General features: G+C 62.9%; 16 protein-coding genes. 8 read left to right on the top strand and 8 right to left on the bottom strand.

All coding sequences use genetic code 11. The features are described from left to right. The first annotated feature begins 30 nt into the window (after positions 1-30). A complete protein-coding gene (locus HDE78_RS17860; protein ID WP_179482004.1) occupies positions 31-831 on the top strand; it encodes a 3-hydroxybutyrate dehydrogenase in 801 nt (266 codons plus the stop codon). 91 nt (positions 832-922) lie between these two features. After that, positions 923-1,786: an NAD(P)-dependent oxidoreductase gene (locus tag HDE78_RS17855; protein ID WP_179482002.1), complete on the top strand. Its 864-nt coding sequence runs from the start codon at positions 923-925 to the stop codon at positions 1,784-1,786. 46 nt (positions 1,787-1,832) lie between these two features. Here the strand turns inward: HDE78_RS17855 and HDE78_RS17850 are convergent, their stop codons facing one another. The 4 genes from HDE78_RS17850 to radC all read right to left on the bottom strand — a co-directional run bounded on the left by HDE78_RS17850 (position 1,833) and on the right by radC (position 6,022). Further along, positions 1,833-2,300 (bottom strand): thioredoxin family protein, encoded by a 468-nt coding sequence (locus HDE78_RS17850; RefSeq protein ID WP_179482000.1) that lies wholly within the window; start codon positions 2,298-2,300, stop codon positions 1,833-1,835. A gap of 129 nt (positions 2,301-2,429) precedes the next feature. After that, positions 2,430-3,137, bottom strand: coding sequence for an SPOR domain-containing protein (locus HDE78_RS17845; protein ID WP_179481998.1), 708 nt, complete (start codon positions 3,135-3,137; stop codon positions 2,430-2,432). Next, positions 3,137-4,825 carry an arginine--tRNA ligase gene (gene argS, locus HDE78_RS17840; protein ID WP_179481997.1) on the bottom strand — a complete coding sequence of 563 codons (1,689 nt, stop codon included), beginning with the start codon at positions 4,823-4,825 and terminating at the stop codon, positions 3,137-3,139. Before argS ends, HDE78_RS17845 begins: the two co-directional genes overlap by 1 nt. A 525-nt stretch (positions 4,826-5,350) precedes the next feature. After that, positions 5,351-6,022, bottom strand: coding sequence for a DNA repair protein RadC (gene radC / locus HDE78_RS17835; RefSeq protein ID WP_179481995.1), 672 nt, complete (start codon positions 6,020-6,022; stop codon positions 5,351-5,353). Positions 6,023-6,118: 96 nt separating this feature from the next. On the opposite strand from radC, the gene coaBC reads away from it, so the two are divergent. The 3 genes from coaBC to HDE78_RS17820 are packed head-to-tail and all read left to right on the top strand — an operon-like array spanning position 6,119 to position 10,170. After that, the gene (coaBC, locus tag HDE78_RS17830) at positions 6,119-7,327 is read left to right on the top strand and encodes a bifunctional phosphopantothenoylcysteine decarboxylase/phosphopantothenate--cysteine ligase CoaBC (RefSeq protein WP_179481993.1); all 1,209 of its coding nucleotides are present in this window, start codon (positions 6,119-6,121) and stop codon (positions 7,325-7,327) included. Positions 7,328-7,335: 8 nt separating this feature from the next. Next, positions 7,336-7,791, top strand: a complete 456-nt coding sequence (gene dut, locus HDE78_RS17825) for a dUTP diphosphatase (protein WP_179482144.1) — start codon at positions 7,336-7,338, stop codon at positions 7,789-7,791. Positions 7,792-7,848: 57 nt separating this feature from the next. Continuing rightward, the gene (locus tag HDE78_RS17820) at positions 7,849-10,170 is read left to right on the top strand and encodes a phosphomannomutase/phosphoglucomutase (protein WP_179481991.1); all 2,322 of its coding nucleotides are present in this window, start codon (positions 7,849-7,851) and stop codon (positions 10,168-10,170) included. 101 nt (positions 10,171-10,271) lie between these two features. Here the strand turns inward: HDE78_RS17820 and HDE78_RS17815 are convergent, their stop codons facing one another. Both HDE78_RS17815 and pyrE read right to left on the bottom strand, forming a co-directional pair. Further along, positions 10,272-10,922: a DUF4124 domain-containing protein gene (locus HDE78_RS17815; RefSeq protein ID WP_179481989.1), complete on the bottom strand. Its 651-nt coding sequence runs from the start codon at positions 10,920-10,922 to the stop codon at positions 10,272-10,274. Between the two features lie 88 nt (positions 10,923-11,010). Further along, on the bottom strand, positions 11,011-11,658 hold the full coding sequence (pyrE, locus tag HDE78_RS17810) for an orotate phosphoribosyltransferase (protein ID WP_179481988.1): 648 nt from the start codon (positions 11,656-11,658) through the stop codon (positions 11,011-11,013). 158 nt (positions 11,659-11,816) lie between these two features. Between pyrE and HDE78_RS17805 the strand changes: the two genes are divergently transcribed. Both HDE78_RS17805 and HDE78_RS17800 read left to right on the top strand, forming a co-directional pair. After that, positions 11,817-12,587, top strand: a complete 771-nt coding sequence (locus HDE78_RS17805) for an exodeoxyribonuclease III (protein ID WP_179482142.1) — start codon at positions 11,817-11,819, stop codon at positions 12,585-12,587. Positions 12,588-12,675: 88 nt separating this feature from the next. Next, positions 12,676-13,905 carry an MFS transporter gene (locus HDE78_RS17800; protein WP_179481986.1) on the top strand — a complete coding sequence of 410 codons (1,230 nt, stop codon included), beginning with the start codon at positions 12,676-12,678 and terminating at the stop codon, positions 13,903-13,905. On the opposite strand, the gene HDE78_RS17795 is transcribed toward HDE78_RS17800, so the two are convergent. Together HDE78_RS17795 and HDE78_RS17790 are read right to left on the bottom strand one after the other, a co-directional pair. Next, positions 13,872-15,005 (bottom strand): anhydro-N-acetylmuramic acid kinase, encoded by a 1,134-nt coding sequence (locus HDE78_RS17795; RefSeq protein WP_179481984.1) that lies wholly within the window; start codon positions 15,003-15,005, stop codon positions 13,872-13,874. The two genes, HDE78_RS17800 and HDE78_RS17795, sit on opposite strands and share 34 nt — an antisense overlap. Positions 15,006-15,018: 13 nt before the next feature. Next, entirely contained in the window at positions 15,019-16,461 is a 1,443-nt protein-coding gene (locus tag HDE78_RS17790; RefSeq protein ID WP_179482140.1) for a M23 family metallopeptidase, read from the bottom strand. Between the two features lie 184 nt (positions 16,462-16,645). Between HDE78_RS17790 and tyrS the strand changes: the two genes are divergently transcribed. After that, complete coding sequence (gene tyrS, locus HDE78_RS17785; RefSeq protein WP_179481982.1) at positions 16,646-17,857, top strand: tyrosine--tRNA ligase; 1,212 nt, start codon at positions 16,646-16,648, stop codon at positions 17,855-17,857. Positions 17,858-18,094: the final 237 nt, after the last annotated feature.

The raw sequence follows: 18,094 nt of genomic DNA, 5'->3' as shown, positions 1-18,094 counted from the left end.
GGCTTTACGACATCAATCGAGGAATCACTGATGGCACGTCTGGATGGCAAGGTCGCGTTGATCACCGGTGCCGCCAGCGGTATCGGCAAGGCCATCGCCGAGCTGTATGCCCAGCACGGCGCCAGCGTGGCGATCGCCGATATCGATCAGCGCGCAGCGGACGCGGTGGCCGCTGCGATCAATGCCAGCGGCGGTCGGGCGATGGGTGTCGCGATGGACGTTAGTGACGAGGCGGCTGTCAACGCAGGCACCGAAGCTGTGATCAACGCGTTTGGACGTCTCGACGTCCTTATATCCAACGCAGGCGTGCAGATCGTCAATCCGATCGACCAGTTCGCGTTTGCCGACTGGAAGAAGATGCTGGCCATTCATCTCGACGGCGCCTTTCTCACCACCAAGGCCGCGTTGCAGTACATGTATCGGGAAAATGCCGAAGGGCGTAGCCATGGCGGGATCGTCATCTACATGGGATCGGTCCATTCGCACGAAGCGTCGAAGCTGAAGTCGGCTTACGTCACCGCCAAGCACGGCCTGCTCGGACTGGCACGCACGTTGGCCAAGGAAGGTGCCGCGCATGGCGTGCGCTCGCACGTCATCTGCCCGGGCTTTGTGCGCACGCCGCTGGTGGAGCGGCAGATTCCGGAGCAGTCCCGTGCGCTGGGCATCAGCGAGGACGCCGTGGTCAAGGACGTGATGCTGAAGGATACGGTGGACGGCGAATTCACCACCGTTGAAGACATCGCGCAGACGGCGCTCTATTTGGCGACGTTTCCGTCGGCGGCGTTGACCGGACAATCCATCGTGGTGACCCACGGCTGGCATATGCAATAGCCGCTGCGCTCGACTCGGTGCACTCTTGCGAGTGCGCCAGTGCTGTACCGGTGTTGCCGCGGCAAGAATCGACTATCCGCAAGGAATACATATGAGTATCAAGACAGGTTTCATCGGTTTGGGCGCAATGGGTGCGCCAATGGCGACCCACCTTCACGAACGCGGCCTGCTGGTCGCGGTAGCCAATCGCACGCAAGCGAAGGCAGCGGCACTGGCGGAAAAACTCGGCGTGAGCGCACCGGAGACACTGGCTGAACTGGCGGCGCAGTGTGACGTGATCGCGCTGTGTGTCACGGCGGATGCCGACGTGCTTTCCACGGTCGAGGCGTTGGCGCCGCACCTGAAGCCCGGTGCCATCGTCATTGATCATTCCACCGTGGCGCCGGACACGGCGCGCCGCGCCGCGCTGCGGCTCGGCGAGGTAGGCGCGCACTTTCTCGATGCGCCGGTGTCTGGCGGGGTGGAAGGTGCGAAGAACGGCAAGCTGTCGGTGATGGTGGGCGGCGAAGCGGACGTGCTGGAGCGCGCGCGCGCCGTGCTGGAGGCCTATGCCTTGAAGGTGACCCATCTCGGCGCGGTCGGCGCGGGTCAGGCGACCAAGGCGGTCAATCAGGTACTGGTGGCCGGCATCGCGCAGGCCGTGTGTTCCGGACTTGCCTTGGGCGAGGCGCTGGGCCTCGATCCGGAGCGCCTGATCCCCACGCTCGGCGCGGGTGCGGCGGGCAACTGGTTTCTGGAAAAGCGCGGCGCGACCATGTTGCGCGACGAATTCAGCGTGGGCTTCAAGTTGGCGTTGCTGCACAAGGACTTGGTCATCGTGCGCGGTATCGCCGAGCAGGCCGGTACCGACACGCGGGTCATCAAGCAATCGCTTGCCGATTACGCGGAGCTGATGAGCCAGGGTTATGGCGATGACGACATTTCAGCCTTGATCCGCCTGAAGCGCAAAAGCTGAGCGGTTCGCGCCGCCCGGCTTTTGCGTTGGCCGATCTTCGGCGGCTTTATTTCGCCTTGGATTGCGACGAGGCGATCGCCTGCTTGAAGAAACCGTAGACGCCATCGTCATTCATGCGGCGGGCGTTGGACAGCTCGCCGGCCTTGGTCGAGTAAAGAATCTTGTCGTCCGGCGACACGATCACCGCCGCCGGAATGCCGTTCTTGGTCGGATCGTCGTAGCGCTTGGTGATATCGAGGTTGTGGTCGAAGTTGCCCACGTCGATCTTCACGACCTGGAACTGCTGATGGATCAGCGCCGCATTTTTTTCGGTATTGAGCGCACGGTTCAGCGAGCGGCAGTCTTCACACCAGTTGGCGCCGAAGATCAACAGCACCGGCGTGCGCTTGGCTTTGGCTTGCGCCAGCGCATGGGCGATATCCGCGTTGGCATCGGCCGAGGTGTTGTAAGGAAGTTCGGCGGCAGCGACCTGGGCACCGACCAGCAGGGTAAGCAGCAATAGCAGACGTTTCATGGACGCGATCCGTGACGGGTACGAACGCCGAGCATAACCGTTTGCGTGCTTTGTGTGCTTTTGGCCGTCCAAATAAAAAAGGCGTGGCTTATGCCGTTTGGGCATAAGCCACGCCTAGTTCGAAGCGCCTTACTTGCCTTCTTTCAAGGCAATCGCATTGATGCCGGCGCTGGCCAGCCGCTGCTTGGTCGACTCCAGGTCGGTCGCCGAGCGGAACGGCCCCAGGCGCACGCGGTGATAGGCCTGCCCACCCACGTTGACGGATTGCACCGAGGCTATGAATCCTTGCATCGCCAGTTTCGCCTTCAGCGTTTCCGCATCGGACGGATTCGGGAACGCGCCGACCTGCAGCAGATAGCCGCTACCAGCGGCAGGACTCGCGGGTGCCGCAGCCGGCGCCGCGGTAATGCTCTCCTTGACTGCCGGCGGTGCAGTGTTGGTCGGCGTCGACGGCGTGGAAGCGGTTGGCGGCGCTGCCACCGGCTGGGCGGCCGCCTGCTTCTGCTGTTCGGCGCGCGCCTGTGCGCTGATCACCGCATCGGGAATGCGCACTTCTTTTTCCGACAGTACGGAATAGAAATCGAACTGCGGTTTCTTCGGCGCCGATTCGGCCGGCGGTGGCTGCGCTACGCCCGGATCGCTGCCGCTTTCGGCGGTGGCCTGCGGGTTGGCCTGCGGGCCGTCGGGTTTATGCAGACTGTCGAACAGCGAGCCGCGCATGACCACCGCCATCATGATCGCGCCGACCAGAATGCCGATGACGGCGTAACCCCAGCCGGGAAAACCGCCGCTGTTGTTACGCACGGCCTGCCGGCCTTTGCCCTTGCGTGGTGCCATTACATGCTCTCCGGGGCGCTCAGGCCCAACAAACCCAGACCATTCTTCAGGACTTGCCGGGTGGCTACCACCAGCGCAAGTCGCGCATTACGCAGCGCGTCGTCGTCGACCAGGAACTGGTGCGAGTTGTAGTAAGTATGAAACGCGTTGGCCAGCTCGCGCAGCCACGCGGCGAGAATATGCGGTTCCAGATTCGCCGCCGCGGCCTCGACCAGCTCCGGATACTTCGACAGCTCGGTCAGCAGGATCTGCTCGTGCTCGGTGTCGAGCCGTTTCAGATGGGCGAGGCCCTGCTGCAGATCGACAGTGAAACCCTTTTCAGGCGCCTGGCGCAGCACGCTGCACACGCGGGCGTGCGCGTACTGGATGTAATAGACCGGGTTGTCGTTGCTCTGCGAACGCGCCAGATCGATATCGAAAATCAGCTGCGAGTCGGTCTTGCGTGCGATCAGAAAATAGCGAGTGGCGTCCCGCCCGGCTTCGTCGATCAAGTCGCGCAGGGTGAGATAGCTGCCGGCACGTTTGGAAATTTTCACTTCTTCGCCGCCGCGCATCACGGTGATCATCTGGTACAGCACGTAATGCGGCCAATCCTTGGGGATACCGACATCGAGTGCCTGCAAGCCGGCTTTCACCCGTGCCAGCGTGCCGTGATGATCCGAGCCGAGCACGGTGACGGCGTTCTCGTAGCCTCGCTGCCATTTGCTCAGGTGGTAAGCCACGTCCGGCACGAAATAGGTGTAGGTGCCGTCGGACTTGCGCATCACGCGGTCCTTGTCGTCACCGTAGTCGGTCGTACGCAGCCACAGCGCGCCCTCGCTCTCGTAGGTGTGGCCGTGGTCGACCAGCCCCTTCACGGTTTCCTCGACCTTGCCGTCGCTGTAGAGCGACGACTCCAGGAAATACACGTCGAAGCCGACGCCGAACGCCTTCAGGTCGAGATCCTGCTCGCGGCGCAGGCTGGCCACGGCGAAACGACGGATCGCATCGAGATTGTCGACATCGCCCTCGCCCACCACGGTTTCGCCATCGGCAACGACCGACTCGCGATCCAGATAGGCGCGCGCCACGTCGGCGATGTAGTCGCCGCGGTAGCCGTTCTCCGGCCAGCCGCTGTCGTCCGGCAGGATGCCGCGCGCGCGCGCCTGCACCGAAATAGCCAGGTTGGCGATCTGCACGCCGGCGTCGTTGTAGTAAAACTCGCGCTTCACGTTCCAGCCGGTGGCATCGAACAGCCGGCTCAGGCAGTCGCCGATAACGGCATTGCGGCCGTGACCCACGTGCAGCGGGCCGGTCGGGTTGGCCGACACGAATTCCACGCCGACCGTCTTGCCGACGCCGCTTTCGCTGCGGCCGTAGGCATCGCCGCGGTCGAAGATCTGCCGTACCTCGGCGTGATAAGCGCCGGGCGACAGGTAAAAATTGATGAAGCCGGGACCGGCGATCTCGACTTTCTCTACCAGCGCGCTGGGGGGCAGTGCGGCGACCAGCTTTTCGGCCAGCTCACGCGGCTTGGCCCGCGCCGGCTTGGCCAGCAGCATGGCGATATTGCAGGCGAAATCGCCGTGCTCGCGGCTGCGCGCACGCTCGATCACAAAACCGGGCAAGGCCAAGTCCGCGGGCAGGATGGTGTCGTTTTGCAAAGACTTGATCGCCTGCAGAACCAGTTCGCGCAGCTGTGCTTTCACGGGTGAGATCGAATGCGGATGGAACCGCCGATCTTAACAGACCGGTTTGCGCCGGAGGCAGTAAATACCGCTGAGTCAGGGCGGCGCCTGGGGTTGGACCAAGCAAGCCGCGTGATGCGCCGCCGCGATAGGGCCTGTGGATAAGTCTGTGGGGAAAACCTGGAGCCTGCTGGGTATGTTGGGAGTTCGGCAGCCATTGGCGCCATATTTGGATAAAAAAAACAATAAATTCAAATATTTAAATTATCTATCTCGATGATGCGGCATGACCCGTCTCGCAAGCACTGTTCTCACCGTTTTGTGTATAAGTTTCGGCGACATGCGGCACTCCTTTCGAAACGCGCAAGTCATTCGGTTGTCATGCAGCATAGCCAAGATGCAACGGTGCCTGGCATGACTCCCCTCCATGACATGGCATCGGAGACGCCGCTCTCTCCCACAGTCAAATCGGCGCCGCGGCGTGGTTGATCCACGCCGCTTTTTTGTGGGCTGAAAGACGGTCGCAGCAGCCGGGTCGGCAGGCTCTTAGAGTAGGCCGCGCGCCGCCATGGATATCGGATCACCGCTGCCGATCACCAGATGATCGAGCACGCGCACGCCCACCAGTCGCAGGGCGTCACGCAATTCGTGTGTAATCGCATGATCGGCCGCGCTGGGCTCAGCCTCGCCCGACGGGTGGTTGTGCGCAAAAATCACCGCGCAGGCGTTGTGCTGCAGGCAGGCGCGTACCACCTCACGCGGATGCACGCTGGCGCTATCGACTGTGCCGCGGAACAGCTCCTCGAAGGCCAGCACGCGATGGCGGTTGTCCAGATATAGGCAGCCGAATACCTCGTAAGGCAGATGGCGCAGCTTGGCCCGCAGGTAGTCTCCGCTGTCGCGCGGATTGCCCAGACTCCGACGCTGCAGCAATTCCTCGGCCAGACTGCGCCGCGCCAGTTCGAGAGCCGCGACGATCCGCGCCCGCTTGACTGGCCCCAGTCCTCCCGCGCGGATCTGCCGCTCGGGGCGGCTCAGCAGTGCGCCGAGACTGCCGGCGTTGTCGAGCAGTTCGCGACCCAGCGCGATAGCGTCCTTGCCGCGGCTGCCGCTGCCCAAAAGCACGGCCAACAGCTCGGCATCGGACAGCGCCGCGCTGCCGCGGGCCAGTAGTTTTTCGCGGGGACGTTCGCCTTCGGGCCAGTCTCGTATGCTCATGCGAAGACAATGCCGGCTGGTGACTGGCGGATACAGCAGCTGAAACAAACGAATCCGGTAAGCTACGCGTCTGCCCGATTGTCAGGCCCGCCTTACATGAGTCTTGCCCAACGCCGCATCTTGCTGGGAGTGTCAGGCGGCATCGCCGCTTACAAGTCCTGCGAACTGGTCCGCCGCCTGCGCGACCTGGACGCCGACGTGCGCGTCGTGATGACCGAAAGCGCCACGCATTTCGTCAGCGCCACCACCTTCCAGGCGCTGTCGGGTCAAAGCGTGCGCGTGAGCCTGTGGGATGCGCAGGCCGAAGCGGCGATGGGCCATATCGAGCTGGCGCGCTGGGCGGAGCGCATTCTGATTGCACCGGCCAGCGCCGATATCCTCGCGCGGCTGGCGCACGGTCTGGCCGACGATTTGCTCACGACCCTGTGCCTGGCCAGCGCCGCGCCGCTGTATGTCGCGCCGGCGATGAATCAGCAGATGTGGGCGCATGCTTCGGTGCAGGTGAATGTCGACACATTGCGCCAGCGCGGCGTACACGTGCTCGGCCCCGCCTCGGGCGACCAGGCCTGCGGCGACGTCGGCAACGGGCGGATGCTCGAAGCGCACGAATTGCGGGACGCCCTGGCTGCGTCGTTTGGCGACGGCTCGCTGGCCGGTTTGCATGTCGTTGTCAGTGCCGGCCCCACGTACGAAGATATCGATCCGGTGCGTTTCATCGGCAACCGTAGCTCCGGCCGCATGGGCTTTGCGGTGGCGCAGGCGGCCGCGCTGGCCGGTGCGCAGGTGACCCTGGTCGCCGGTCCGGTGAGCCTGGCGACACCGGCCGGCGTGGCGCGCCGCATCGACGTGCGCAGCGCGACGCAGATGCATGCCGCAGTGCTTTCGGCGGCGGAGCAGTCGGATATCTACATCGGTGCAGCAGCCGTTGGCGACTTTCGTCCGAACGAGGTTTCCGTGCACAAATTGAAGAAATGCGATGGCACTGGCCTGTCGCTGCAGCTCAGCGAAAACCCGGACATTCTTGCGACCCTGTCGGCGCAACCGACGCATCCGTTTCTGGTCGGCTTTGCCGCCGAAACCCACGATGTGGCGAGCTACGCGCAGCAGAAGCTCAGCCGCAAGGGGCTGGACATGATTGCCGCCAATCAGGTCGGTGAAGGCCTGGGTTTCGAGGCGGCCGACAATGCGTTGAGCGTGTATTGGGCCGACGGATCGATCGATCTGCCGCGGGTCGCCAAGCCGGAACTGGCCCGTCAGCTGATTGCCCAGGTGGCGCAGCGTTATCGCGCGAGCCGCGCCGGATGAGTCGCCCGGTGATCGACGTCGCGATGAAGATTCTGGACGCGCGTCTTGGCAAAAGTATTCCCTTGCCGGAGACGGCCACCATCGGCAGTGCCGGTATGGATTTGCGCGCGGCGCTTGATCAACCGCAGACCCTGGCGCCCGGCGACAGCGTGCTGGTGCCCAGCGGCATCGCGATCCATATCGGCGATCCGGGCTGGTGTGCGCTGATCGTTCCGCGCTCGGGACTGGGTCACAAGCACGGGCTGGTGATGGGCAATCTGGTCGGCGTGATCGATGCGGACTATCAGGGCCCGCTGATGATTTCCTGCTGGAACCGCGGCACGCAGCCGTACACCATTGAGGTCGGCGACCGCATCGCGCAGCTGCTGCTGGTGCCGGTAGCGCAGGCGCGCTTGAACGTCGTGACGGAATTTGTCGCCAGCGAGCGCGGCGCCGGTGGCTTCGGCTCGACCGGTATCCGTTAGGATGGGGCTGGACGCGGTGCCGGTAGGCCGCGCATCCAGAACTCCCGGGGATGGACTATGGCGTTAAGCATGGCAAAGGTTCGCGCGCGACAGTCGCCGGTCGACTGGCGGCGCCAGCTGCCGCTGGCCGGCGGTACGTTGCTGCTTTTGCTGGGCCTGTTTTGCGCGTGGCAGACCTATCTGATTGCCGACGAATCCACTTCGATCGACCATGTCCACGCGGCGCAGGATCGGGCGCTGCGGGTGCTGGCCGCCGAGATAGCCGCGCAGCGTGGCAAGGTGCAAAGGGCCGTCCATTCCGTCGATCCCGCTACCGCAGTGGCCGATCCGGCAAAGACTCTGGATGCGCTGAAATTGCAGTTGCCACAGGCGAAGAAGGTCGAGCTTTACCGCGGCGATCTCAGCGAGGTGCTGCACGCGAATTACCACGACTTCGGCTATGCCAAGGCGGCGCAGCTGATGGCCGCGAAAGGCGCCGATGGCACTGTGCCGGTGCAAAGCGTGGCTGCCGGCAACGGCGACCGGCATCTCACCCTGATCACGCCGCTGGGAGCGCCGCAGGATCCGCTCGCCTGGGTGTGGGTCGAGCTGCCGTTTGCGCCGCTGCAGCAGCTGTTCGATTCGGTATCGCCGGCCGGCGGTAGGCTCGAGCTGCGCCAGGACGACGAGCACGGCGAGATGAGCCTTTCTTCACACGGTGCGGCTTCGGCAGTGGCGGAAGTGTCGGCCAAGCCGGTGCCCGGCAGCGCGTTCAGCGTCAACGCGGCGTTGCCGGACGCCTTTATTGTTCTTCCGCACGTCTGGCCATTGGCCGCGCTACTCACCCTGCTCGGCGTCGGCGGTGCGTTTTTCCTGTTGCGCCTGCGCCTGCGGCCAACGGCACCATTGATCGTTGATGAACCCGAGGATGTCCCTGTGCCTGAAAGAATCCGGCGAATCAGTCCGCCGAGCGACGCAGCAGCGGCTTCTTCTCCTGCATTGCCCAGCGTGCCGACGGTCAAGCTTGACCCGAGTATTTTTCGCGCTTACGACGTACGCGGCGTGGTGGGAAAAACCTTGAACGCGGAAGTCGCCCATGCGCTCGGCCAGTCGATCGGCACGCTGATGAGCGAGCAAGGCCTGCGCGAAATCGTGGTTGGCCGCGACGGTCGCTTGTCGGGGCCGGAGCTGGCAGGTGCGCTGTGCGACGGTCTGCGCGCGGCCGGCATCGATGTGATCGACCTCGGGGCGGTGCCGACGCCGGTGGTCTATTTCGCGGCCTTCCGCTACAACACCGGCTGCGGCGTTGCGGTGACCGGTAGTCACAATCCGCCAGACTACAACGGTTTCAAGATCGTGGTCGGTGGCGAAACCCTGGCGGAGGACGCTATCCAGAATCTTTACCAGCGCATCGCCACCGGCGCGCTGAAAAGCGATGGCCAGGGCGCGCTGCGCCAGGTCGACGTCGCCTCCGATTACATCGAGAAAATCGTCGGCGACGTGCAGGCCGAGCGTCTGCTCAAGATCGTAGTCGACTGCGGCAACGGGATTCCCGGAGCGCTGGCGCCGCAGGTGCTGGAGGGCGTCGGCTGCGAGGTGATTCCGCTGTACTGCGAGGTCGACGGCACCTTCCCCAACCATCATCCCGACCCGTCCGATCCGCACAATCTGGAAGACCTGATCGTCTCGGTCAAAAGCACCGGTGCGGATCTGGGTATCGCCTTCGACGGCGATGGCGATCGCCTGGGTGTAGTCACGCGCTCGGGCGAAATCATCTTTCCCGACCGCCTGCTGATGCTGTTCGCGCGCGATGTGCTGTCGCGTCAGCCCGGCGCCACCGTCATCTACGACGTCAAATGCACGGGCCATCTGAAAGGTCAGATTCTCGACGCCGGCGGCAGCCCGCTGATGTGGCGCACCGGTCACTCGCTGATCAAGTCGAAGATGCGCGAAACCGGGGCGGAGCTGGCCGGTGAGATGAGCGGCCACTTTTTCTTCAAAGAGCGCTGGTACGGTTTCGACGACGGCATATACGCCGCCGCGCGGCTGATGGAAATTCTTGGTGGCGACATGCAGGGGCGCTCGCCGGAAGAGATTTTCGCCACGCTGCCCAAGAGCGTCTCCACGCCCGAGTTGAAGATCGAGCTGGCCGAGGGCGAGCACTACACCTTCATGGATAAGTTTCGTCAGCAGGCCAGCTTTGGCGACGCCACGCTGATCACCATCGACGGTCTGCGGGCGGACTGGCCCGATGGGTGGGGGCTGGTACGCGCGTCCAACACCACGCCGGTGCTGGTATTGCGCTTCGAAGCCGACGATGCGCTGGCGCTAAAGCGCATCCAGCAGGTTTTCCGCAAGCAACTGCTGGCGGTCGACTTCACGCTGAATATGCCGTTCTGAGCGAGGAGCCTTTGCTACGCCGAACCAAGAAAAAAGGCCAGCATCGCTGGCCTTTTTTATGTATGAGGTGATCGATCCGGCGAGTTGTCCGGGGCACCAGCTCACTGCGCCGGCTTTGCCTGCGCCGCCTTGATCTCGCGGTAGTGAGCCAGTTGCGCGGCTTGGTTCTGCAGCATCTGTGCACGCGCAGCCTGCTGGCGCTGCAGGGTGTTCTGCTGACCGGTAACCACCGCCCGCTGGCTGGCGATGCTGTCATTCATGAACTTCGGCACCGTCTTCTGCGTGCGTTCGATTTCCGCCGCGCGGCCGAGCAGATCGGTCAGCGCTTTTTCCTGCGTCTTCAGGTTGAGCTGGGTGGTGTGGATCTGCTGGTCCAGCGTATCGAGCGCCTGCTGTTGCGAGATCTTGTACATGTTCTCGTCCGGGTACGCCTCCAGCATCTGCGCATCGGCGTTAATGCGGTCCTGCTCGATACGCTGCTTTTTCGCCTGCTCGATGGCCAGTTGGCTGGCGGCGGCACGCTCTTCCGGCGTGAGCTGGCGGGTGACGTGCTGAATCACCAGGCCCTGATCGTTCACCGCGTCGTAGCCATATTTCATCGCTTCAGCATTGAGGCTGTCGCTGAAGTGGACCTTACCCTGGGCATCGTGCCACTTGTAGCGCAGGCCGCTGCCGGTCGAGGGCGTCTGAGCGACGATCGCCGTGCTGGTAAACAGCGTGACGGCGGTGAAGATCAATAAGCGCTTGTGCATGGACTCTCCCCTGTTGGCGTCAGTATAACCGTCGCTATCGCGATACCAGCTCTCCACGTCGGCAAAATCGTCGGTTGCCTCAGGGTGTTCAGCGCTGAACGCCGTAGCGTTCGCGGTAGGCCAGCAGGCGACGGTGGTCGTCGGCGAGCTGTGGTCGCTCGCCGGCATAGGCCAGCACGTCGTCGAGGCTGGTGATGGCGATGACGGGTATGCCGTAATCCGCCGCCACTTCCTGCGCGGCGGAACGTTCGCCCTGCCCGCGCTCCTGCCGATCCAGTGCGATCAGCACACCCGCCGCGGTGGCGCCTTGCGCCTGAATCAAGGCCAGCGATTCGCGCACGGCGGTGCCCGCGGTCATGACATCGTCGACAATCAGTACGCGGCCTTTCAGCGGCGCGCCAACCAGCGTGCCGCCTTCACCGTGATCCTTTGCCTCTTTGCGGTTGTAGGCCCAGGGCAGGTCGCGCTGATGCTGGTCGGCCAGCGCGATGGCCGTGGACGCCGCCAGCGCGATGCCCTTGTATGCAGGGCCGAACAGCATGTCGACCTGGATGCCGGAATCCACCACGGCGGCGGCATAGGCGCGACCGAGCTGCGCCAGCGCGGCACCGGAATCGATCCGGCCCATGTTGAAAAAGTAGGGGCTCAGACGCCCCGATTTCAGGGTGAACTCGCCGAAGCGCAGCACGTCGCGGCCGAGGGTGAGTTCGATGAAGTCGCGCTGGTAATCGTGCACAGGTCGCCTCGCTTGCAATGACGTGAAAGAGAAAAGATTCGGCCGTGTCGGCGGTTACTCGACGCTACGCGGCGCGACGTCGACCATGGTAACGCCGCTCACAGTCCGTGACGCCCGCCGAGGTTGTTATGATCGCGCATCACTTGCTGGAAAACTTCATGCGCATCATCAGCCTCAATGCCAATGGCATCCGTTCGGCCGCGACCAAGGGCGTATTCGACTGGCTGCGTACGCAGGATGCGGACGTGGTCTGCCTGCAGGAGACCAAGGCGCAGGAGGATCAGCTCGGCGACCCGATGTTTCGTCCCGATGGACACCACTGTTTTTATCGCGATGCGACGAGCAAAAAGGGCTATAGCGGCGTCGCCATCTATGCCAAGCGCGAGCCCGATCAGGTGCTCACCGAGCTCGGCTGGGACGAATTCGACAATGAAGGCCGCTACATCGAGGCGCGCTTCGGCAACCTCTCGGTGGTGTCGTTGTACTTCCCTTCTGGATCGTCCGGCGATGAGCGCCAGCAGTTCAAGTTCAAGGCCATGGACTGGTTTACGCCGATTCTCGACGGCTGGCTGAAGAGTGGCCGCGACTACGTGATCTGTGGCGACTGGAACATCGTGCACACGAAAAACGATATCAAAAACTGGAGTTCGAATCAGAAGAACTCAGGCTGCCTGCCGGAAGAGCGCGCATGGCTGGATCTGCTCTTCCAGCAGCGCGGCTGGGTCGACAGCTTCCGCGCGCTCAAGCCCGATGCGGTGGAGTACACCTGGTGGTCCAACCGCGGTCAGGCGCGCGCCAACAACGTGGGTTGGCGCATCGACTATCAAGTAATCACGCCCTCGTTAAAGGATCGACTGAGGGACTGTTCGGTCTATCGCGATCAGCGCTTCTCCGATCACGCGCCTTATATCGTCGACTATGCCGACTGAGGCGGTCGGCCCAAATCGGTCGGTACAGGCCGCAAGGAGCGCCAGGCCATCGCTCTGGAAATCCTTTGCGCAGCCGGCGGCATGGACCATGCTGTTGTTCGGGTTTTCGTCGGGCTTGCCATTTCTGCTCGTGGCCGGAACCTTGGCGTACTGGCTGAAAGAAAACGGCATTTTGCTGAAAGACATCACGATGATCGCGAGCGCAGGCATGACCTATGCGCTGAAATTTCTTTGGGCGCCGCTGCTCGACCACTGGCGCATCCCCGGTTTTTCGCGCCTCGGTCGGCGGCGCGGTTGGCTGCTGTTTGCGCAGCTCGGCGTGGTGGCCGGTTTGCTGGCGATGGCCGTGCTGACACCCGTGCAGTTGGTGCCCTTTGTCGCGGCGACGTTGATCGTGGCGTTCTTTGGCGCCACGCAGGACATTGCGGTCGACGCCTATCGTATCGAGATTGCACCGGTCGATGCACAGGGTGCGCTGGTCGCCACGTATTCGCTGGGCTATCGCATTGCGTTGATCTTGGCCGGGGCGCTCGCATTGATTCTTGCCGACCATATAGCGTGGAGCTGGGTATATCTGGTGATGGCTATTGCCATGGGCGTGCCGATCGCTGCCACTCTGGCGGCACGGGAGCCCGACGTGCACTTCATCGCTCCACGTGGTTGGCGCGTTGCGATGCGCGAGAGCGTGGTCGATCCCTTTGCGGATTTCTTTCGTCGTTATGGCTGGCATATAGCCGGCGTGACGCTGCTGTTTATCCTGCTGTTCAAGATTCCCGAGCAGGCCACGATCGGCGGCGTGATGAGCCCTTTCTATCGTGACATGGGATTCTCCAAGACCGAGATCGGCAGCATCACCAAGATTTACGGTATCTGGATTGGCATCGTCGGCGTCTTTCTTGGCGGTGCCGCGGTAGCGCGCTGGGGCGCTTGGCGATCGCTGGGCGTCACCGTTGTGCTGTGTGGCTGCAGCAATCTGCTTTATCTGGCGCTGATCGCGCACCCGGGCAACCTGCTCGTGCTGACGATGGTGATTTCCGGCGAGAACCTCACGCTCGGCATGCTGGGCCCGCCGACGGTGGCGTTTCTTTCGTCACTGGTCAATCGCGAACACACAGCTACCCAGTACGCGCTGCTCAGTTCGATGGTGAATCTGCCGGGCAAGGTTCTCGGCTTCTTTGCCGGCGGGATCGCGGCGGCGACCGGCTACGGCGAATATTTCGTGATCACCGTGCTGTCGATCATTCCGGCCACGCTGTTGTTCTTCTATCTATGGCCGTGGTTTCGTCATGCCGACGCATCGGCGGCAGGGGCCGAGTAAATCGCGCCGAGTACGCGAGGTCCGCGCGCACCGGTGGCGGCCGGCAGATTGCCTGGCCGCCTCAGCAACCGCTGACGCGCCAGCCACGCAAAAGCGGTGGCTTCCAGAAAATCCGGGTCGATGCCGTGTGTTGCCGTGCTGCTGACCATGCGCGGCGCGAGCCGTTCGGCCAGCCTCTGCATCAGCCGTTGATTGTGCGTGCCGCCACCGCAGACTAGGACATCTGCCATCGGTGGTGTTTGCTGCGCGATGGCTTCGGAGACGCTGCGCGCCGTCAGCTCCAGCAAGGTGGCCTGCACGTCGGCAGGGCTGAGGTTGGCGAGGTGTGGATGCGCCGCCAGCCAGCCGAGATGGAAATGTTCGCGCCCCGTGCTCTTGGGCGGCGCCAGCGCGAAATAAGGGTCGGCCAGTAGTGCATCGAGCAGCGAGTTATCGACGGTGCCGCTGGCAGCGAACGCACCGTCGCGGTCAAAGGATTCGCCGCGATGACGTAGGCACCATGCGTCGAGCAGTCCGTTCGCCGGCCCGGTATCGAAACCCAGTACGGTGCCGTCGGCGTTCAGTACGGTGATGTTGGCAATCCCGCCCAGATTCAGTACCACGCGGCTGTGACCGTCGTGCGCCAGCAGCATGGCGTGCAGCGCCGGCAACAGCGGTGCGCCCTGCCCGCCGGCCGCAACATCGGCACGGCGAAAATCCGCAACCACATCGATGCGGCAACGCTCCGCAATCACGCTGGCATCGCCCAGTTGCAGAGTGAATGGATGGTCGCCGGTCGGCCGATGGCGCACGGTCTGGCCGTGAGAGCCGATGGCGCGCACCGATGTTGCCGGCGTGCCGCTTTGTTCCAACAGCCGCAGTGCGGCTTCGGCAAAGCAGCGCCCGATTTCGACGTCCAGACGTCCAAATGCATCGAGATCGAGCGCGACCTCGTCCTGCATGAGGGCGAGCATTCGTTCCCGAAGCACGGGTGGCCAGGGGTAAGCGTACGTGGCCTTAACTTGCGGCGCGCCGTCTGCAAAGCTGACCAGCGCCGCATCGATGCTGTCCGCGCTGGTGCCGGAAATCATCCCGAGATAGAGCGCCGAATCGTCAGTCACGCCGCCGCCGCAATCAGTTGTCGTTGTTGGCAGGAGCGTTGGTCTTGGCAAGCTTGATGCGTGCGTCAAGCTCGGTCAGACGCGCCAACTGCGGCTGCACCACCTGCGATTTGAATTTTGCCAATTGCGCGGCCGGCAAAAGCTCCGGCTTCGGCAAGGTCACGGTCTGCGGATTGCGTTGCGTGCCATTGACCCGGAACTCGTAATGCAGGTGCGGCCCGGTAGCCAGACCGGTCATGCCGACAAAGCCGATGACCTGCCCCTGGGTGACGTGCTGGCCGAGGCGCTCGCTGCCGAAGCGCGACATGTGGCCATAGGCGGTGCTGATGGTGCCGCTGTGCTGGATGATGACGAAATTGCCGTAGCCGTTCATCCATCCTTTGAACTTGATCACGCCATCGCCGGCGGCGTGGATCGGCGTACCGGTCGGTGCCGCGTAATCCACGCCCTTGTGCGCGCGCATCAGGCCGAGCACGGGATGCAGCCGCGCCGAGCTGAACGTCGACGAGATGCGGGTGAAATCCACCGGGATACGCAGAAACGATTTCTGGATCGGCCGGCCGTCTTCGCTGAACCAGCCATAGTCGCCACCAGCCTTCTTGAAGCGGTAGGCGGTATAGCGCTGGCCCTGATTGATGAATTCCGCCGCGACGATATTGCCTTCGCCATAACGGACACCGTCGCGATAGACGTCATCGTAAATCACCGTGAAGCTGTCGCCCTCGCGCAGGTCCTGTACGAAATCGACGTCGTACTTGAACAGGTCGGCCAGCTTGCCGACCATGGCGGCGTCGAGGCCGGCCTGATCGCCGGCGGCGTAAAGACTGCTGTGAATGACGCCATGGGCCACCTGTTCGCGCATGTCCATGTCGCGAGGCTGGATACTGACCGTCGGCTGGTCGCCGTCGAGACGGATCGTGGCGCGGTTGGCGTCGTCCTGATCGAAGCGCAGGCCTTTGAGGACGTGATTGCTACCCAATAGAAAATCGAATTCTTCGCCCGGATGGATGTGGTGCAGTGCCGTCTTGGCCGGGCCGGACGCATCCACGACCTTCTGTAGATCGGTCATGCTCAGGCCGCGGCCGGTAAAGATGTCCGAAAGGGTCTGCCCCGGCTGCACGCGCACAACCTGCCAGTCGTCCACGGCAGGCGCCGGTGCGCTGACCTCGGCGACTTTGGGCAAAGCCAGCTTCAGAACCGTATGCGCTTCGGGCACCGCCGCGGGTCGCATCGCGCTCGCCCATGCCGGCATGATGAAACCGGACAGCAGCGTAATCAGCATCGCCATACCGGCAAGCACCCAGCGCTCGCGATGCCAGTGGATAGGTTCAACGATATCCGACTGGTGAAACGACCAGTGGGCGAAACGCTCGTAAAAATGCGAGTGTTGCTGCTGCGCTTTGCGGCAAATGGCCTGTTTGCGCGCTTTGCGCGCTCCCTGCTTCTCTTCCGCCATTTCGACACGCCCCGCAAATACGTTCACAAACAGGTCGTACCATAGCGGCCGCGTCTAAACAGCGTCAACGTCCTTTTGCATCAAGGGTTTGCGCGATATTTTCGATTAACGCACAATTAACGTTTTGGCGCAGTCGGTTTACGTCGACCGTCAGTCCTCCACTTGCGATCTGAGGGAAACACGAATGAACGAGCTTGAGCAGGCGTTGGCCACGATCACCCGAGGCGCCGACGAAATCATCAAGCGCGAGGAGCTGATCGAGCGCCTGAAAAGCGGCCGGCCGCTGCGTATCAAGGCGGGCTTCGACCCGACCGCGCCCGATCTGCACTTGGGTCACACTGTATTGCTCAACAAGATGCGCCAGTTTCAGGATCTGGGGCATCAGGTGATTTTCCTGATCGGCGACTTCACCGGCATGATCGGTGATCCCACCGGCAAGAACGTTACCCGCAAGCCGCTCACCCGCGAGGATGTGCTGGCCAATGCCGAGACCTATGCCAGCCAGGTCTACAAGGTATTGGACAAGGAGCGCACCGAACTGCGCTTCAATTCTGAGTGGTTCGGTCAGATGTCGGCGGCCGATCTGATCAAGCTTGCGGCGCAGCACACGGTGGCGCGCATGCTGGAGCGCGACGACTTCGCCAAGCGCTATGCGGCGCAGCAGCCGATAGCTATTCACGAGTTCCTCTATCCGCTGGTACAGGGTTACGACTCGGTGGCATTGAAGTGCGACGTCGAACTCGGTGGTACGGATCAGAAATTCAATCTGCTGATGGGGCGTGCGCTGCAGGAGCATCACGGCCAGCCGCCGCAGATCGTGCTGACTATGCCGCTGCTGGAGGGGCTGGACGGCGTCAACAAGATGTCCAAGTCGCTCGGCAATTACATTGGCATCAACGAGCCGGCGATCGATATGGTCACCAAGACCATGAAGATCGGCGACGAACTGATGTGGCGCTGGTTCGAGCTGCTGAGCTTTGACGTATCCATGGACGAACTGGCGCAGATGAAACGCGCGATCGCGGACGGTTCGCTCAATCCTCGCGATACCAAGCTGCGCCTGGCGCGCGAACTGGTCACGCGCTTCCACGATGCGGCCGCCGCCGACCAGGCCATTGCCGGCTGGCATGCCGTGGTGCGCGGTGAAGGAGATACGTCCTTGCTTCCGTTGAGCGACATCGCCGTTCCCGCCGAAGGCATCCGGCTCGCCGCCTTGCTTACCGCCGCGGGCATCACTGCCAGCAATTCAGAGGCAAGCCGCAAGTTGAAGGAGCGGGCCGTCCGCATCGATACCGAAGTTGTCGAGGATGCGCAGCGCGTTTTCAGCGCGGGGTTCGAAGGCGTGCTGCAGGTCGGCAAGCGCAACTTCGCCCGCGTGCGGCTCATCGTAGCTTGAAAATCGGCCGGCGAATGACGATGGCGCGCCGATTTTCAAATTAGTGCTTGTGCTTTTTTCTGTAGCTCGTATGATGCGCGGCCCGGAGTCGTCCACGCAGTTTTTGACGAGTCGCGGCATCTTCGAAAAAGTGAAATGAAGGTGTTGACGGCCACAAAAAACGATATAGAATGGGCGGCTCACCTAGGACGAAACGTCTTAGACGCAACACGAGGAATCGGTTGCAAGTGGTTGATC

The sequence above is a fragment of the Rhodanobacter sp. K2T2 genome (genome assembly GCF_013408815.1).
In the GTDB taxonomy this organism is placed as follows: Bacteria; Pseudomonadota; Gammaproteobacteria; order Xanthomonadales; family Rhodanobacteraceae; genus Rhodanobacter.
The sequence above is the reverse complement of the archived record's forward strand: the minus strand, read 5'-3'. Positions and strand labels throughout refer to the sequence as shown.

Bases quoted from the DNA above. Each gene is read 5' to 3' on its own strand.
- HDE78_RS17860 (WP_179482004.1), top strand. From the start codon at position 31: ATGGCACGTCTGGATGGCAAGGTCGCGTTGATCACCGGTGCCGCCAGC.
- HDE78_RS17855 (WP_179482002.1), top strand. From the start codon at position 923: ATGAGTATCAAGACAGGTTTCATCGGTTTGGGCGCAATGGGTGCGCCA.
- HDE78_RS17850 (WP_179482000.1), bottom strand. From the start codon at position 2,300: ATGAAACGTCTGCTATTGCTGCTTACCCTGCTGGTCGGTGCCCAGGTC.
- HDE78_RS17845 (WP_179481998.1), bottom strand. From the start codon at position 3,137: ATGGCACCACGCAAGGGCAAAGGCCGGCAGGCCGTGCGTAACAACAGC.
- radC (WP_179481995.1), bottom strand. From the start codon at position 6,022: ATGAGCATACGAGACTGGCCCGAAGGCGAACGTCCCCGCGAAAAACTA.
- coaBC (WP_179481993.1), top strand. From the start codon at position 6,119: ATGAGTCTTGCCCAACGCCGCATCTTGCTGGGAGTGTCAGGCGGCATC.
- HDE78_RS17820 (WP_179481991.1), top strand. From the start codon at position 7,849: ATGGCGTTAAGCATGGCAAAGGTTCGCGCGCGACAGTCGCCGGTCGAC.
- HDE78_RS17815 (WP_179481989.1), bottom strand. From the start codon at position 10,922: ATGCACAAGCGCTTATTGATCTTCACCGCCGTCACGCTGTTTACCAGC.
- HDE78_RS17805 (WP_179482142.1), top strand. From the start codon at position 11,817: ATGCGCATCATCAGCCTCAATGCCAATGGCATCCGTTCGGCCGCGACC.
- HDE78_RS17800 (WP_179481986.1), top strand. From the start codon at position 12,676: ATGCTGTTGTTCGGGTTTTCGTCGGGCTTGCCATTTCTGCTCGTGGCC.
- HDE78_RS17790 (WP_179482140.1), bottom strand. From the start codon at position 16,461: ATGGCGGAAGAGAAGCAGGGAGCGCGCAAAGCGCGCAAACAGGCCATT.
- tyrS (WP_179481982.1), top strand. From the start codon at position 16,646: ATGAACGAGCTTGAGCAGGCGTTGGCCACGATCACCCGAGGCGCCGAC.